The organism is Povalibacter sp. (assembly GCF_036520495.1).
GTDB lineage: Bacteria > Pseudomonadota > Gammaproteobacteria > Steroidobacterales > Steroidobacteraceae > Steroidobacter.
This window is the reverse complement of the sequence record NZ_DATDJO010000005.1, coordinates 39,916-56,829: the sequence shown is the minus strand read 5'-3', so window position 1 is coordinate 56,829 and position 16,914 is coordinate 39,916. Positions and strand designations below refer to the sequence as shown.

The following is a 16,914-nucleotide window of genomic DNA, read 5'->3' as shown; positions in this document are numbered from 1 at the left end:
TCCTCCGGCAACCTGGTGGAGTGGTTCGACTTCTACGTGTACGCGTTCTGCGCGATTTACTTCGCGCCGTCGTTCTTTCCGCAGGCGGATCCCACGGCGCAGCTGCTTAGTTCCGCGGGTGTGTTCGCGGCCGGATTCCTGATGCGCCCGATCGGTGGCTGGCTGTTTGGCCGCATGGCCGATCGCGGCGGCCGCAAATTCGCGATGATGATCCAGGTGTCACTGATGTGCGCCGGATCGCTGATGATTGCGTGTCTGCCGACCTACGCGACGATTGGTGCCTGGGCGCCGGCGCTGCTACTGCTGGCGCGGCTGCTTCAGGGGCTGTCGGTCGGCGGTGAATACGGCACGGTCGCGACCTACATGAGTGAGGTCGCGCTCAAGGGGCAGCGCGGCTTCTTCTCGTCATTCCAGTACGTCACGCTGATCGGCGGCCAGCTGCTCGCCGTGCTCGTCGTCGTCGTGTTGCAGCAATTGCTCGATGAGGGCGAACTGAGGGCCTGGGGCTGGCGTATTCCGTTCGCGATCGGCGCCGTCGCCGCGGTGGTCGCACTCATGCTGCGTCGCAAGCTGCATGAAACCACGACCACAGAGACGCGCAACAGCAAGGGTGCCGGCAGCGTGACCGAGCTGTTTCGCAATCACAAGGCCGCGTTCTTCACCGTGCTCGGTTACACCGCAGGCGGTTCGTTGATTTTCTACACGTTCACGACTTACATGCAGAAGTACCTGGTCAACTCGGCCGGCATGTCCATCAAGACCGCGAGCAATGTGATGACCGGCTGCCTCTTCGTGTACATGTGCATGCAGCCAGTGTTCGGCGCGCTGTCGGACCGGATCGGGCGTCGCCGCAACATGCTGCTGTTCGGCGCGCTCGGCACACTCTGCACGCTGCCGATCCTGACCGCATTGCAAAGCGTCTCGAGCCCGGCGGTAGCGTTCGCGCTGATCATCCTGGCGCTGGCGATCGTCAGTTTCTACACCTCCATCAGCGGAATCGTAAAAGCCGAGATGTTCCCTACGGAGGTACGCGCCCTCGGCGTCGGGCTCGCATACGCGGTGGGCAATGCCCTGTTCGGCGGCTCGGCCGAGTACGTTGCGCTCGGACTGAAATCGCTTGGGCATGAGACGGCCTTTTTCTGGTATGTGACCGGCATGATGGCCATCGCATTCCTCGTCAGTCTGCGCCTGCCGCGTGAAGGCACTTACCTGCACCACGATCATTGAAATGACATTCGCATCATGACGATCGACCGCAAGTGGCTGGCAGACGGCGCAGGGTCGACTTGAAGCGTTCTGCCCGATTGCCGCCGCGTGGATGATTGTGTCAGGCTACACAGCAATAAATGCGGTGGTGAAACACCTCAACAAATGCGGTGGTGAAAGCTTGAACTCTTCACCACCCGGGTCCGTACAACTGGGGGCGGACTTTCTTGTGCAATCACGGGTCGATATTCGGTGGCGCTTGCGAGCCCATTGCGCTGTGATTCAGATCAATCGGCCGCGAGCACTGGTTCTGTTACTGCCTGACCGACTGTATCGCAACTTCGCTCGTGGTCTGCCTGTTCAGGCGCGACACCAAGAGGGCATCTGCCATGAACCGGCATGACTGACACCGACGCACCTGCGAATCACTCTGCACATTGCCAATAGGGACCGGCGCAAGCATCACATTGGACAAGCAACTAGCCGCGGAAATCCGCACGCCCTCGATGATGAAGTCCGCGGCCAAGACTGTGCAGTCCTTTTGCGTTAGCCGCGCAGCGGTGGGCATGGCCATCGCTGCGATGATCGCCGGATCCGGATGGCTTGCCTACGAGCTTGCGCTGCAGTCAGGCTTCGCCAGCTTGCAGCGTACGGCGAACGATCGGTTGTCGCTGCTGCAGCTCACGCTCGACTCCACGATCGAGCGATTCCGCTACTTGCCTACCGTGCTCGCCCAGGCGACGCCGATCCTGGGCATCTATGAGAAGCCCGATTCGCCACATGCGCGGCAGGCGGCGAACCAGTACCTGAAATCGTTGAACGATGCGGCCGGCTCATCCGACATCTATGTGCTCGATCACAGCGGTGTGGCGCTGGCGGCGAGCAACTATCTCGACAGCACCAATTTCATCGGCAAGAACTATGCGTTCCGGCCGTACTTCACTGAAGCGCTCAACAGCGTCGAAGGCCGGTATTACGCGGTCGGTGCGACCACGGGAAAGCCTGGCTATTTTCTCTGGCATTCGGCCAATGAGAGCGCCGGTACGGGAGCTGGCGTCGCCGTAGTGAAAGTGGATCTGTACCCGTTGCAGAGCGAATGGAAGAGCACCGGTGCGCTGGTGACCATGCTCGATCCCAACGGCGTGATCTTCCTGACGAGCCGTCCGGACTGGCAGTACCGTCCCATCTCGCCGCTGTCGGAATCCCAGTTGCGGGTGCTGCGCGATACGCGTCAGTACGGTCGCGACATCGACGACCTCAATCCGCTGTTCGACGGCGAGCGGACCGATCATGGCATGAAGGTCGTGCGCATCAGGGAGCCGAAGGAGGGCGCCAGCCATGACTACGTCGTCTTCAGCCGGCCATTGCCGAAGCATGGCTGGACGCTGGTGGTCATGTTTCCGCTGCGCTCCGTGCAGCAGCAGGCTGCAGTGGTTGCTGCTGCCGTGATGCTGGCGGTGCTTGCCGCCCTGTTGATCTACCTCGTCACGCATCAGCGCCGGCAGATCGTGCGCGCGAAACTCAACGCGCATCACATCCTGGAACAGCGGGTGACCGAACGCACGGCTGAGCTGGCTGCGACGAATTCGCTCCTGTCGGCGCAGATCGATGAACGAACCAGGACCGAGCGGGACCTGCGTCGCACGCAGGACAACCTGATGCACGCGACCAAGATGGCGAGCCTCGGGCAGGCACTGGCGGGCGTAGCCCACGAGATCAACCAGTCGCTCGCCGCGATGACGACCTACATGGCCGGTGCGCGCGTGCTGCTCGACAGAAACGACAAGGAGTCGGCCCTGACGAATCTGAAGCTCGTCTCCGCGATCGTCACCCGCATGGGTGCGTTGACCCAGCATCTCAAGACGTTCGCCCGCAAGGATACTGCGTCCAGGCAGGCGACGGACCTTACCGCTGCGATTCGCTACGCACTCAGTCTGGTCGGCTATCGCGTTGGAGAGCAGGACGTGACCTTGCAGGTCTCGATTCCCGAACAGCCGGTCTACGTGATCGGCAACGCCGTTCGCCTGGAACAGGTCATCGTCAACCTGATCTCCAATGCGCTCGATGCAATGCACGAGCGGCCGCAGCGGCAGCTGACGATCGACCTGGAGCACGGCGAAGGCTGCGTGAGTCTCAAGGTCTGCGATACCGGTCGGGGCATTGCCCGCGAACACCTCAGCAGTGTGTTCGATCCTTTCTACACCACCAAGGACGTCGGCCAGGGTCTGGGCCTCGGGCTGTCGATCTCTTACGGAATCATTCAGGACATGGGCGGCGAAATAGTTCTCGAGAGCGCCCTGGATCAGGGCACGACGTTCCGTATCGTTCTGCCGCTCGCCGAAACTCTGGTCCCTCAAACTGCGGTTGCAATCCAGACATGAATCCCACAGTCCTCGTTGTCGATGATGAAGAACAGGTACGCCACTCGATCGCGCAATGGCTCGAGCTGGGTGGTCTCGCGGTCGAGACGGCTGCGGATGTGGACGCCGCCCTGGCTGCGATCCGGCGCAGGGCTCCCAAGGTCGTTCTGACGGACCTGAGGATGCCGCGCAAATCAGGCATGGACCTGATGCGCGAACTGCAGCGTTTCGATCCCGACATTCCCGTCGTTCTGCTCACCGCGCATGGCGACGTGCCGCTCGCGGTCGCCGCGATGCGCGAGGGAGCCTACGATTTTCTGCAGAAGCCGTATGTGCCGGAACACCTGTCGGCAGTCGTTGCGCGAGCGATCGAGCAACGCCGTTTGAAACAGGAACTGCAGCTGCTGTCCGAACGCGTTGCAGCCCACGAGGGATTGCAGGCTCACATCGTCGGCGCGTCGGCTGCGATCGCCGGGGTTCGCGACATGGTGGCGGAACTGTGCCTGCACGATCCCAACGTGATCATTACGGGGCAGACCGGCACGGGCAAGGAGGTGGTCGCCCGCGCGCTTCACGATTTCGGACCGCGGGCGAAGTCGCCCTTCGTGGCAATCAATTGCGCGGCCGTGCCCGACGAGTTGTTCGAAAGCGAACTGTTCGGCCACGAAGCGGGCGCGTTCACCGGGGCGCGCACCGTGCGGGTCGGGAAGTTCGAGTTCGCACATGGCGGCACGCTGCTGCTCGATGAGATCGAGAGCATGCCGCTGCCGTTGCAGGCGAAGCTGTTGCGAGTCCTGCAGGAAAGGGTGGTCGAGCGCGTCGGTTCCAACAAGAGCGTGGCGGTCAACGTGCGGGTCATTGCCGCTACGAAATACGATCTCGAGGAGCAGGGGCGGCTCGGCCGGTTCCGTCCCGATCTCTACTATCGTCTGGCGGGAGCCGAAATTCCGCTGCCCCCGCTCAAGGATCGCGACGGCGACATTCTGCTGTTGTTCGAGCATTTCGCGACGTGCGCGGCTTCGATAGCAGGACAGCGGCATCGGGCGTTGTCGTCATCTGATGTCGAAGCATTGCTCACTCACAGCTGGCCCGGCAACGTGCGGGAATTGAAAAGCGTCGCCGAGCGCTACGCGCTGGGATTGAAGGCGATGGGTCGGACGGTGCCGGAGATCCTGGGCAAGGGGACGCAGAGCCCAACGCTCCCCGGCTCGGCGCTGGCGGATCGGGTTGCAGCCTACGAGCGGCAATTGATCGAGACGGCTCTGAAGGACCATGCCGGTTCGATCAGCTCCGTTATCGAGGTGCTCGGGATTCCGCGGCGCACGTTGAACGAGAAGATGGTGAAGTACGGACTGATCAGGCCCGGGCGCGACGCTGGCGCGCAGGGCCACACCTGATCGGCAGCTTTCGGCCGATGGCGAATTTGCGAATCGGCGATTTTCCGCTGATCGGTGCCGCCGGCGCGCTGCGAGCGCTCGATACGGACCAAAAAAAAATCAGTGCGACAAGGTGTTACGCCACGCGCAGCGTTCAAGGGCAAAGTGGCACGTGGATTGCTTTATCTGACCGTAAAAGCGACGGCAGGTCGTAAGTAAGTGCATCGGAGAGCGAGGGCAGCTGGCTGTTCAAGCTCGTGTGTTGGAGAAGGGGGATTACATGCGTCTGTTGTTGAGTGAACCGCGTCCGCCGACTGGCCCCGTGCCCGCGCGCCTGCTTGGATCTGCAGCAGGATTGCTGGCCACCATCGCGCTGGCGAGTTATCCCGGAGCATCATATGCCGCGCATGGCGCAGCGATATCTGCGACGACTCAGGAAATCCAGGAGCCGCAGGACACGGGGTCCTTAAGGCGACTGCGGTTGCTCACCGAGGAGCAGTACCTCAACACCGTCCGTTATGTGTTCGGGCCTGACGTCGCGCCTGAACCTCACTTCCCTCCGGCGCAGCGTCGTGACGGCCTGGTCTCGCTCGGGGCGTCGATTACCGGAGTGACCACTACGCAGCTCGAGCTTTATCAGAAGGCTGCGCAGTCGATTGCCAACAGGGTGGTCGATCCCAAGTATCGAGCGTTTCTCATCACCTGCAAGCCGGCGAAAGAGACAGCGGCCGACAAGGCTTGCGCGAGTCAGTTCCTGAAGGAGAAAGGACGGCTGTTGAGCCGCCGCCCGTTGACTCGGGAAGAACTGGACGCGTTCGTGGTCCAGGCAAACAAGTCCGCCGATCAGCTCAAGGATTTCTACGCGGGCATCGGCGTTGCGCTCGAAGCCTTGCTGGTCAGCCCGAACGTGTTGTTCGTTGCCGAGGCGACGGAAGCGGATCCTGCGCGTCCTGGTCGCCAGCGTCTCGACGCTTTTTCGCTCGCCACACGCCTGTCGCTGTTCCTGTGGAATGCCGTGCCCGACGACAGTGTGCTGAAGGCCGCCGAGAGCGGCGAGATCCACACGCCCAAGGGCCGGGCGCGCGTGGTCGAGATGATGCTTGCAAGTCGTCGCCTCGACTCGGGTGTGCGCGCCTTCTTTGACGACATGTTCGAATTCGACAGCTTCAACTCGCTCGCCAAGGATCCGGCGACCTATCCGAAGTTCACGGGCCAGGTGTCGCAGGATGCGCGCGAACAGACCTTGCGCACCGTCGTCGAACATCTCATCGTCAAGCAGGCCGACTACCGCGATCTGTTTACGACGAGAGAGACGTTCATCTCGCCAGCGCTCGCCGTCGTCTACGGAGAGCCGGCACCTGCCGGGTGGACGCCCTACACCGCGGCACCCGACAGCCCGCGCGCCGGGCTGTTGAGCCAGATCAGCTTTCTGGCGCTGCATTCACATCCCACGCGCTCTTCTCCGACGTTGCGCGGCAAGGCGCTGCGCGAGGTCCTGCTGTGCCAGCGCGTGCCACCGCCGCCGCCCAATGTGAATTTCGGCGAAGTCGAAAATCCGAACTCACCGTTCAAGACCCAGCGTGAGCGCGTCGCCTTCCATTTGTCGAACCCGGTGTGCGCCGGCTGCCACAAGATCACCGATCCGATGGGGCTGGCGCTCGAGAACTTCGACAGCAGCGGTCGCTACCGCGAAGACGAGAGAGGCGCAAAGATCGACGCAAGCGGCACGCTCGACGGTAAATCGTTCACGGGCGCAGCGAGCCTCGGCGCGGTACTGCGTGATCACCCCGCGCTGCCGACGTGTCTGGTGCGGCGTGTTTACAGCTACGCTTCCGGCGGTGCGGTTCTTGCGGAGGACAAGAATACGTTCGATTTCTTCAACGCGCGGTTTGCCGAGGCGGGCTATCGCCTGCCGAACCTGCTGCGGACCATTGCGCTCAGCAATGCATTTTCGGAAATCGTTGAGCCGAAGTCGCAGGTGCCTGCTGCGCAGACAGCCGGCGTGTCGCCAGCCAGCACTACGAACTAGCGAGTAAGGGGGAAAGAACAATGACGACATTCACACGCCGCCGTGTCCTTCGCGGATTATTGCAAGGCGGGGCCGTCACGGTCGGTCTGCCGCTCCTCAACTGTTTCCTGAACAACAACGGCAGCGCCTACGCCGACGGGACGCCACTGCCAGTTCGCTACGGCACCTGGCTGTGGGGGCTGGGCATGAGCAAGTCGGTGTTCGTCCCGAAAAAAATGGGCGCGGGCTACGATCTTCCCGAGGAGCTTGCCGCACTCAAGAACGTGCGCGATCAGATCAATCTCTACACCAATCTCACGGCTTATCGTGATGGTGCATTCTTCTGCCACTTTACCGGCTGGATGGTGTTCCGCTCGGGCACCTCGCCCACGGTCGGCAACCAGGCGCCATCGGAGACGCTCGATTCGATCGTGGCCAATCAGATCGGCCGCACCACGCGCTTCAAACACCTGACTGCAACCGCGACCGGCGACGTGCGTACTGTCGTGTCCTACGAGAATGCCAACACACCCAACGCACCGGAGTTCTCGCCGCTGAACTTCTACAAGCGCCTGTTCGGGCCGGATTTCCAGGATCCGAACGCTCCCGCCTTTGCGCCGAGCCCACTCGTCATGGCGCGCAAGAGCGCGCTGTCGGCGGTCACCGATCAGATCAAGGGGCTCGAGCGGAAGGTGGGTGTCGAGGATCGGCAGCGGCTCGATCAGTACTTCACGGGATTGCGTCATCTCGAACAGCAGTTCGATCAACAGTTGACCAAGCCCGAGCCACGCGCGGCCTGTGTGCCGCCGAAAGCGTCGAAGGACGATCCGGCGCTGGGCAACGAAGCAGGGCTCGTCGCCGAGCGGCACAAGATCATGACCGATCTGCTGGTCATGGCCGTCGCCTGCGACCAGACACGCGTATTCAACATGGCCTATTCGGCTGCCCAGGCCAACACGACCAAACCCGGTTACGAGAAGCCGCACCATACGACGACGCATGAGGAGCCGACGGATGACCTGCTTGGCTATCAGCCGAATGCATCGTGGTTTCTGCGCCGGTCCATGGAATCGTGGGCCTACTTCGTCGAGGCTTTCAATAGCGTGAAGGAGGGCGACGGTACGTTGCTCGACAATTGTCTGATCATGGCCAACACCGACGTGGCCAATGCGCGCATCCACTCGCTCGAAGAGATGCCGGCGTTTACTGCAGGCAAGGCCGGTGGCCGGATCAAGACCGGGTTGCACCTGGACTGCAAGGGTGCGCAGGGAACCCAACTCGGCTTTACCACAATGAAAGTCATGGGCCTGGACATCCCTTCGTGGGGAACCAAGAGCAACCAGACCAGCAAGGTCATCAGCGAGATCCTGGTTTGATCCGCTGCGGCGGATCCGATCGGCAGCGGCTGTGTGAAGGGGGATTGATGCGACAGATTGTAGGACTGATGGGTGTCCTGGCGGCCGCGTTGGTGGTGTCACCGACGCTGGCCAGGAACAAACCGCTGACCGAGGACTACGTGCGCGAACCGATGCCGCCTGGCTTCAAGGTGGTCATCGCAGAGTTCGAAGGCCCGGTGTTCGTCGATGCAAAAGGCCGGACGCTCTATGACTGGCCCAGATCCGGTTTGCGCAACGGCGACGCTGGCGAGCAAAAGGGCAAGCCTACTTGCGACGATCAGAAGTACACCGTAAACGCTGGCCTGATGAGCCCGTACCCGGGCGGACTGGAGCTGCCGGAAGTCGAGACCCGACCCAGCTGCACGGATGTCTGGCCGCCGGTCTTGGCCAAGCCCAACGCGAAGCCCGTCGGCAAGTGGACGATCGTCGAGCGTCCCGACGGCCGCAAACAGTGGGCATACGATGGCTATGCCCTCTACACGTCGGTCCTCGATCGTGGTCCAGGCGACGTTTTCGGCGGGAGCAATATCAGGGGCACCTCCGAGTCAGGTGCGCAGCGCGGACCAGTCGGGCCTCCACCCAATATCCCACCGCAGTTCGCGGTGCGTACGATCGCAACCGGTCGGCTGCTGACCATTGGTGCGACCGGGCGCGCGATCTATTACTCGGACCAGGATTCACCGGGCAAGTCCAACTGCGATCGTGACTGCCTGAACAAGTGGATTCCCGTGCTTGCGCCCGAGACCGTCCGTCCGCAGGGCGACTGGTCCATCATCGAGAGTTCGCCCGGCGTGAAGCAGTGGGCTTTCCGCAAGATGCCGGTTTATACACGCGCGCTCGACACGCGAGGCGCGAGCCTCGAGGGCAGCGATGTGCCCGGCTGGCACAACGTCTACACGCAGAAGGCGCCACCGGCACCGGTGGGTTTCACCGTGAATGACACGCACACCGGCCAGGTGCTCGGTGACGCGAAGGGCATGACCATCTACGTCTACAACTGCAATGACGATGCGGTCGACCAGTTGGCCTGCAACCATCCCGACACACCACAGGCGTATCGGTTTGCCATCTGTGGTCGCGGCGACCCAGAGCTGTGCCTGAAAAATTTCCCCTACGTGATCGCACCGAAGGGGACCAGGAGCAACAGCCACATCTGGAGCACGATGAACATCGATCCGCAGACAGGCAAGAAGACAGCCGCGGGCGCGCCGGGTGCATTGCATGTGTGGGCGTATCGCGATCGACCGGTCTACAGCTGTGCGCGTGACAGGAAGCCTGGGGACATCGAGTGCGACACCTGGGGTGAGTTCAATGGTGCGCGCAACGGCTACAAGGCGTTCTGGTTGCGCGATGACTTTGGCGGCAATGCCGGCTCGCGCTGAGCCTGGCAGAAATGCCGGTCAATGACGCAATCAGTAATCAAGAACAGGGGAGTGTCCATGCAGTCTTATCGACCGATGAAACTTGCCTTTGCAGGTCTGCTGGGTTCCGCGCTCGGCGTAGTCACTGCTCAGGCTGCGGATAGCCCGCTACGCGACCAGACCATCGGTTTCGTTCTGACCACCAAGGCCGTAGCGATCTGGCAATCGCCGGACGGTAAGGTGGAGTGTCCGAATGGAGTCAACGATGGTCCGCGCGAGCAGTTCAAGACGCTGTATCCCGAGGAGGCCGGCGTTCGCTACAAATTCCTGGAGACGCAGCTCGAGCGCGAGGGGCAGATCTGGAACCCCACGACCGAGCCCGAGCCCAAGCTGTCCTTCAAGGAAGCGCAAGGCACCACTGCGATCGGGTTGAACCTCGATGGAAAAATCGGCCCCCACGATTTCACGAGCCCCGATGGCGAACAGGGGATCGACAATCAGATGTACCGGGTGCTCGGCTGTGTCGACAATTACCGTGGTCCGGATGGGTCCTACCGGCACTTCATCCAGGACTACATGCGGAAGTTCAACTACAACCGCTTCCTGATCGAGCTCACCAATGTCGACGACCTTACCAATGACGACGAGGTCGATGTCACGCTCTATCGCGGCAAGGATCCGCTGATGGTGGATGCGACCGGCGGATTCGTTTCTGGCAGCACGCAGCGTGTCGACTTCCGCTGGGGCAAGAGCTTCATCTATCACCTGCGCGGCAAGATCAAGGATGGTGTCCTCACCACTGAGCCACACGATGTGACGTTCCCGGAGTCACAGGCTCGTGGCGTACCTTATCTGTCCGTGCGTGGTTGGCGCGTCAAGCTCAAGCTGGCGCCGGAAGGTGCCGAAGGCCTGATGGCGGGCTACACCGACATCGAGCGTTATTACAATTCGCTCGGCCAGAACTGGTCGACCCACCATCGCAGCTACGGCGCGGAGCCGATGACTTCCGAATACCGCGCCATGCGCAAGAACGCGGACGGTTATCCGGACCCGGCGACCGGAGAGAACACCGCGATATCCATGGCCTGGGAAGTCAAGTTTGTGCAATCGTTCATCCTGCATGAAGAGCAGGCCAAACAGGTCATCTCCAGCGCGCCGGCTGACAAAGCGCCGACCGAGGCTGGCGAATAGCCAGCCGCACGATCAAATGACGAGACTCAGAAGAGGGGAGAAATGAATATACGCACCGCGCTGCCCAGGCTTGCCTGGGCAGGAATTGCGTTTGCTGGGACGTTGTTGCCCATCAGCGCTTTTGCAGATGACCAGGACGTCCGGGACTATCGCTCCCACGTGATGAAGACCATGGGAGAGCAGATGGCTCTTCTCAGCAAGATCACCAAGGGCAAAGCGCCTGCGGGTGATGTGGTTGCGCAAGCTGAAGTGCTCAGCATCAGCGCCGGCATGCTCAAGGTCGCCTTCACTCCGAAGGTCCTGGGTGGTGAATCAAAGCCCGAGGTCTGGGACAAGTGGGAGGACTTCTCGAAGCGTCTCGACGACCTCGTCGTCGCAACGGCAGATCTTGCCAAGGCCGCCAGGCAAGGTGGAGTGGCGGCGGTAACGCCGAAACTGGGCGGTCTGTCCTGCAAGGGCTGCCATGACACTTACCGGGTGCCAAAGAAATGAGGCCAGTACCAATGATACGAGTGATCAAAGCAGTCGCTCTCGTCGCGACCCTGCTGCTGCCACTGGCGGGCCAGGCGGATGACAAAGATGTTCTGGAATACCGCCAGCGCATCATGAAGTCGTTGCAGGAGCAGACGGCCGCTTTCGGCCAGATTCTCTCCGGGGCCGGCCCCACCGAAAATACCCTTGCTCATATGGAGACATTGGCATTGTCGGCATCCGTCGCACTGAAGGCATTCGAGGCCAAGGTCCCGGGCGGCGAGGCCAAGCCTGAGATCTGGAGCAACTGGCCGGACTTCGCCAAGCGGATGCAGGAGTTCGCCGACAAGACTGCCGGCATGGCCAGGATCGGGCGGGAACAGGGAGTCGACGCAGCGGTCATGGAAGTGCTGGACGCGCTGCCCTGCAAGGCTTGTCACGATCTCTATCGGGACGAGAAGAAGAAATAACGATGGCGTTGCCGGGTCGTTTCCAATCGGCCTTGCTGCGTCATCTGAAGATCAGTGTTCAGGGGTTATTGAAATGACGATACGAATGACACGACGCGGACTGTTGCGGTCCGGGTTGCAGGTGACGTTGGCTGGCGCGGTGGTGTCGGTCACGACGACGGCAGGCGCGCAAGGTGCGAAGTCCTGTCTCGATGGGAAGATGGATGCAGGGTTGGCGACCGCCCTGAATTTCAAGGAGCATTCGACCACGCCGAATCAAACCTGCGGAAACTGCGGGTTGTTCGACGGCGATGGTTCAGCCTGTGCGCACTGTCAGATATTCAGCTGCAACGTCGGTCCCACCGGGCATTGCGATTCGTGGTCTCCAAAGGGCTGACTGAATCAGGGAATACATCGACGACTGCATCAACCTGACCATGCGACGTTTGCGTAAGCCCCGGTACTGGGTCCCGGGAATCCTGGGTGTGGTCGTCCTCGCGGGCGTCTTTGCCAGCCAGTCACCGGGAACAGGTGAGTCCGCCACAGCGCGACCGATGACGCACGCCGCGGATACGGTCAACGATATCGATGCGCTCGTTGAGCGTGGACGCTACGTGGCGCTGGCGGGAAATTGCGCCAGTTGCCATACGCGTCGAGGCGGCGCCGCCTATGCAGGCGGCGTGGCCTTCGAGTCTCCGGTAGGCACCATCTATTCCTCCAACATCACGTCCAGCATCGACCGTGGCATCGGCAACTGGACGGCGCAGGACCTGCGCCGTGCTCTGCATGAAGGCATAGCAGCCAAGGGATATCGCCTGTTTCCCGCGTTTCCGTACACGTCCTTTACGCAGATGACCGATGAGGATGTGGATGCGCTGTACGCTTACCTGCGCACTGTAGCGGCCGATGACTATCAGCCGCCGGCCAACGATTTTGTGTTTACGCAGCGTTGGGCCATGGCTCTCTGGAATCGTTTTTTCTTCCAGCCCGCGCGCTTCGAACCCGATCCGAAACAGACCCCCGAATGGAATCGAGGCGCCTATCTGGTGGAGGCGCTGGGTCACTGCGGCGCTTGTCATACGCCCCGCAACCGCTTCATGGCAGAGGACCCGCTCAGGGCCTTTCAGGGCGGCACGCTGCGCGAATATGTCACGGCTGACAAAGTGCGCGATTGGGCTGCGGTGAATCTGACGTCATCGTCCGCAGGCCTGAAGGCCTGGTCGGTGGATGATCTGACGAGGTATCTGCACAAGGGCTTCAGCTTGCGCGGGGGAGCCTGGGGGCCCATGAATGAGGTAGTAGGCAACAGCACTTCCAGGCTGACGCAGGAGGATGCCCGTGCCATGGCAACGTATATCAAGAGTTTCCCGGAAGGCGGGGAGACGTCGATATCAGTGACTGCAGAGCAAGCTGCGCTGGGACAAGCCATCTACGACGATCGCTGCGAAAAATGCCACGGCGCTTCGGGGCGAGGTGGAATGTTCTCCGGCCCACCGCTGGCAGGCAGCGCCATCGTGCAGTCTGTCGATCCCGATTCGCTCATCAATGCGATTCTCTATGGAGCCACACCACCCGATGGCATGAAGCTGGGGGCGTGGGAAACCATGAAGCCGTTAGCCGATGTCCTGAGTGATTCCGACATTGCCAACGTGGCGAACTATGTCCGCGGCTCCTGGGGCAACAGTGCCCCACCAGTGGATGCCGCTCGAGTGGCCAAGCAGCGTTGAGCTGATCGTTAACGCGTAAGCCACTTTCCGCCGATGGAGATTCTGCGGATCGGCAAGATTCTGCCGATCGTCGTGCGCATTTCCCCCTCCGTAAGCGTGAGTCTCCGAATATTCCCATGGTCCCGACTTCGGCGGCTGACCTTCACGTGCGTGGCATGGCGATTGCAATCTCACTGGCCGGGCACGGACGAACGGTACTCAGCCCGGCAAGGCTGCAGAAAATGGGACAGGTGGGCCGTGGTTTGTAGTCTCAATAAATAATCAATTACGTACGCGCAGGCTGCATGTCGGGCCGTCGCGCGCAACTAACGAGGGGGGAACTCTGATGACTCTATCCAATAAGGCTCGTCGCCGCGCCAAAGCTCGTGCGCTGTCGACGGTCAGTGCTACTGCTCTGGCGGCTATTGCGGTGACTGGCACGCATGCGCAAGAAGTTGATTCTTCAACGCTCGGTGAAGTCGTCGTGACCGGTTCGCGCATCTTGCGTGACGGCTACGAAGCACCGACTCCCGTCTCGGTGCTGGGCGCGGACGAACTCAACGCATTGAACACGGTGAATATCGCCGATGCAGTGAATGTCCTGCCGGCGTTCTCCGGCTCGGCGAGCCCGCGTTCGGCGAACGGCAACCTCTCGACCGGTGCGACCGGTGTGAGCCAGCTCAACCTGCGCAGCATGGGTACGAATCGCACGCTGGTTCTGCTGGACGGCCGTCGCTACATCAACGCGGCCCTCACCTCGGGCAACAGCGCCCCGGACATCAACTCCTTCCCGAACGCGCTGATCGAGCGCGTCGACGTCGTGACCGGCGGTGCCTCGGCGGCTTACGGTTCGGACGCTCTGTCGGGCGTGGTCAACTTTGTGCTCGACAAGGACTTCACCGGCCTCAAGGGCGAAGTCCAGAGCGGCATGACCAAGTACAGCGACGACAAGAGCATCAGCGGTCAGCTGAGCTACGGTACGCCGTTCGCGGACGGCCGCGGCCACCTGATCATGTCGGGCGAGTACACGCACAGCGATGGCATCGAAGGCACCAACGATCGTCCATGGGCCCGACTGCCTGCCGCCGTGATTCTCAATCCGGCGTACGCCGTGGGTAACGGTCAGCCGCGGTACACCGTCGCTCGCAATGTCGGTCTTTCCGCCGGTACACCGGGCGGCATCATTACGAGTGGGGTGCTCCGAGGAACCTATTTCGAGCAGGGCGGCGAGATCCGTACGGGCTACGACTTCGGCACCAACGTCGGCAACAACTTCCAGCAGGGTGGCGACTGGGAGTACTCCCGTATCGAAGATGGCGTCGATATCGCGGGCAGTGTCAAACGCAAGGTGGGCTACCTCCGCACCAGCTATGAGCTGACCGACAACGTCTCAGCGTATGTCGAAGGGCAATATTCGGACACCAATACGTCGAACGTCGCCAATCCAAATCGCCGCCTGGGCAACAACACGATCCGTATCGACAACGCCTTCCTGCCGCAGTCGCTGCGTGATGCGATGACGACTGCCGGCCAGACGTCGTTCGTCATGGGCACGACCAACGCGGATATGGGGCGGTTCATAGGCGATTACAGTCGTTCCCTGTACCGGGTCGCCGGCGGCCTCGATGGCGAGTTCGGCGCCTTTGGCACGGACTGGACCTGGGACACCTACGTCCAGCACAGCGAGACCAAGCTCCAGCCGCGCACTTCCCACAACGGCATCACGCCCAACTACCTGAGGGCGATCGATTCCGTCATGGTCAACAACACGCCGACCTGCCGCGTGAATGCCGACGCCGATCTGTCGAACGACGACCCAGCCTGCGTGCCCTACAACCTGTTCGGTATTGGTGTGAACAGCCAGCAGGCTCTCGATTACGTCATGGGCGTGGCCGCCCGTGATGAAACGCTCCAGCAGAGCGTGGCCGCGGTCAACCTGAGCGGCGAGCCGTTCAGTTCGTGGGCCGGTCCGGTTTCAGTAGCGGCGGGTGCAGAGCATCGCATTGAAAAGGTGTCAGGTTGGGCAAGCGCCCGTGACGAGGCGACCGAATTCTTCGCAGGCAACTACAAGGCGAGCCACGGCAAATTCCACGTCACGGAAGGCTACGTTGAAACCGTCGTGCCGCTGGCGCGCAATCTGAGCGTCGCAGAAGAGCTCGACCTGAACGCCGCCGTGCGTGCGACGGACTACTCGACCTCCGGCTATGTCACGACCTGGAAGGGCGGTTTGACGTGGCGGCCGATCGAAGATCTGCGCTTCCGCTTCACGCGCTCACGCGACATTCGTGCGCCCAACCTGGGTGAGTTGTTCACGGCCGGCCAGACGGGTTCGGGCACGGTGCTGCAGGATCCATTCCCTGGCGGTCAGGTCAATCCCAATGGCTACTCGCTGACCCAGGGCAACCCGAACCTGAAACCCGAAGAAGCGGACACCACCGGGTTCGGCGTAGTGATGGCGCCGCGATTCCTGCCTGGCTTCCAGATGGCGATCGACTACTACAGCATCGACGTCACCGGTTCGGTGCAGGCCCCGGGTGCCCAGAAGGTGATCGACCTCTGCTTCCAGGGCAATGCGACGCTCTGCAACTCGATTATCCGTGGCGATGACGGTCGAATCTTCATGGTGGTCACGCAGCCGCAGAACCTCATCGGGCAGGAAGCCAGCGGCATCGACGTGGAAGCCAGCTACCGCTTCCCGATGGCCAGTCTCGTGGGCTCCTTGAGTGGTGACATGGTGATCCGCGCCATGGCCAGCCGTGTGTTGACGCTCGAGACCCAGGATACCGACGGCACCGTTTACGACGGCGCCGGCGTGGTCGGCGGTTGGGGTGGCATTTCGCCTTTCGCAGGCCTGAATTCGCCGGAGCTGCGCGGCTTCCTGTCGGTCGGGTACAAGGGCGAGGCGGTTTCGGTGACCACGATCGTTCGCTACACCGGTCCGGGCGTGTACGCCAATGGCTTTATCGAGTGCACCACGGATTGCCCCGAGTCGACGCGGGAGGCTCCGACCATCGCGGACAACGATATCGCCGGCATCACGACGATCGATCTGTCCGGTTCCTACAAGTTCGACAGCTTCGAACTGTTCGGAACGATCGAGAACGTGACCAACACGCAGCCGCCGACGATTGGCGGTTCGCTCGCCGGCTCTCACTGGTCGGGTCAGGGCAATTCCGATTACGACCGGGTCGGTCGTCAGTATCGCGTCGGTGCACGATTCAAGTTCTAAGCGAACAAGCATCGTGATGCGCAGGAGGGCGAAGTCGGATATCCGGCTTCGCCTTCCGGTCACGGAAAAAGATCCACGTTGAATGAGCGCCATGGGCGTTCACATCCCACCTCAATACTGCGTATGTGAAATATCGATGAGGCATGGCGAGCCGCACTGT

The 16,914-nt window shown here is 61.7% G+C and carries 11 protein-coding genes; all 11 read left to right on the top strand.

From position 1 onward, the window contains the following. A partial coding sequence (locus VIZ63_RS02080) for an MFS family transporter (protein ID WP_331607827.1) occupies positions 1-1,227 on the top strand: 1,227 nt, incomplete at its 5' end. 545 nt (positions 1,228-1,772) lie between these two features. Beyond that, positions 1,773-3,587: a sensor histidine kinase gene (locus VIZ63_RS02075; RefSeq protein ID WP_331607825.1), complete on the top strand. Its 1,815-nt coding sequence runs from the start codon at positions 1,773-1,775 to the stop codon at positions 3,585-3,587. After that, the gene (locus VIZ63_RS02070) at positions 3,584-4,963 is read left to right on the top strand and encodes a sigma-54 dependent transcriptional regulator (protein WP_331607824.1); all 1,380 of its coding nucleotides are present in this window, start codon (positions 3,584-3,586) and stop codon (positions 4,961-4,963) included. The genes VIZ63_RS02075 and VIZ63_RS02070 overlap by 4 nt, the downstream gene beginning before the upstream one ends. A 259-nt stretch (positions 4,964-5,222) precedes the next feature. Further along, positions 5,223-6,971 (top strand): DUF1588 domain-containing protein, encoded by a 1,749-nt coding sequence (locus tag VIZ63_RS02065; protein ID WP_331607823.1) that lies wholly within the window; start codon positions 5,223-5,225, stop codon positions 6,969-6,971. A 20-nt stretch (positions 6,972-6,991) separates the two neighbouring features. Further along, positions 6,992-8,326, top strand: coding sequence for a DUF1552 domain-containing protein (locus VIZ63_RS02060; RefSeq protein WP_331607822.1), 1,335 nt, complete (start codon positions 6,992-6,994; stop codon positions 8,324-8,326). A 47-nt stretch (positions 8,327-8,373) separates the two neighbouring features. Then, on the top strand, positions 8,374-9,729 hold the full coding sequence (locus tag VIZ63_RS02055; protein ID WP_331607821.1) for a hypothetical protein: 1,356 nt from the start codon (positions 8,374-8,376) through the stop codon (positions 9,727-9,729). Between the two features lie 57 nt (positions 9,730-9,786). Beyond that, positions 9,787-10,899 (top strand): hypothetical protein, encoded by a 1,113-nt coding sequence (locus tag VIZ63_RS02050; protein WP_331607819.1) that lies wholly within the window; start codon positions 9,787-9,789, stop codon positions 10,897-10,899. A 42-nt stretch (positions 10,900-10,941) separates the two neighbouring features. Then, entirely contained in the window at positions 10,942-11,391 is a 450-nt protein-coding gene (locus tag VIZ63_RS02045; RefSeq protein WP_331607818.1) for a cytochrome c, read from the top strand. A gap of 20 nt (positions 11,392-11,411) precedes the next feature. After that, positions 11,412-11,840, top strand: coding sequence for a cytochrome c (locus VIZ63_RS02040; protein ID WP_331607817.1), 429 nt, complete (start codon positions 11,412-11,414; stop codon positions 11,838-11,840). A gap of 416 nt (positions 11,841-12,256) precedes the next feature. Then, the gene (locus VIZ63_RS02035; RefSeq protein WP_331607816.1) at positions 12,257-13,546 is read left to right on the top strand and encodes a cytochrome c; all 1,290 of its coding nucleotides are present in this window, start codon (positions 12,257-12,259) and stop codon (positions 13,544-13,546) included. A 325-nt stretch (positions 13,547-13,871) separates the two neighbouring features. Continuing rightward, on the top strand, positions 13,872-16,754 hold the full coding sequence (locus tag VIZ63_RS02030; protein WP_331607815.1) for a TonB-dependent receptor plug domain-containing protein: 2,883 nt from the start codon (positions 13,872-13,874) through the stop codon (positions 16,752-16,754). Positions 16,755-16,914: the final 160 nt, after the last annotated feature.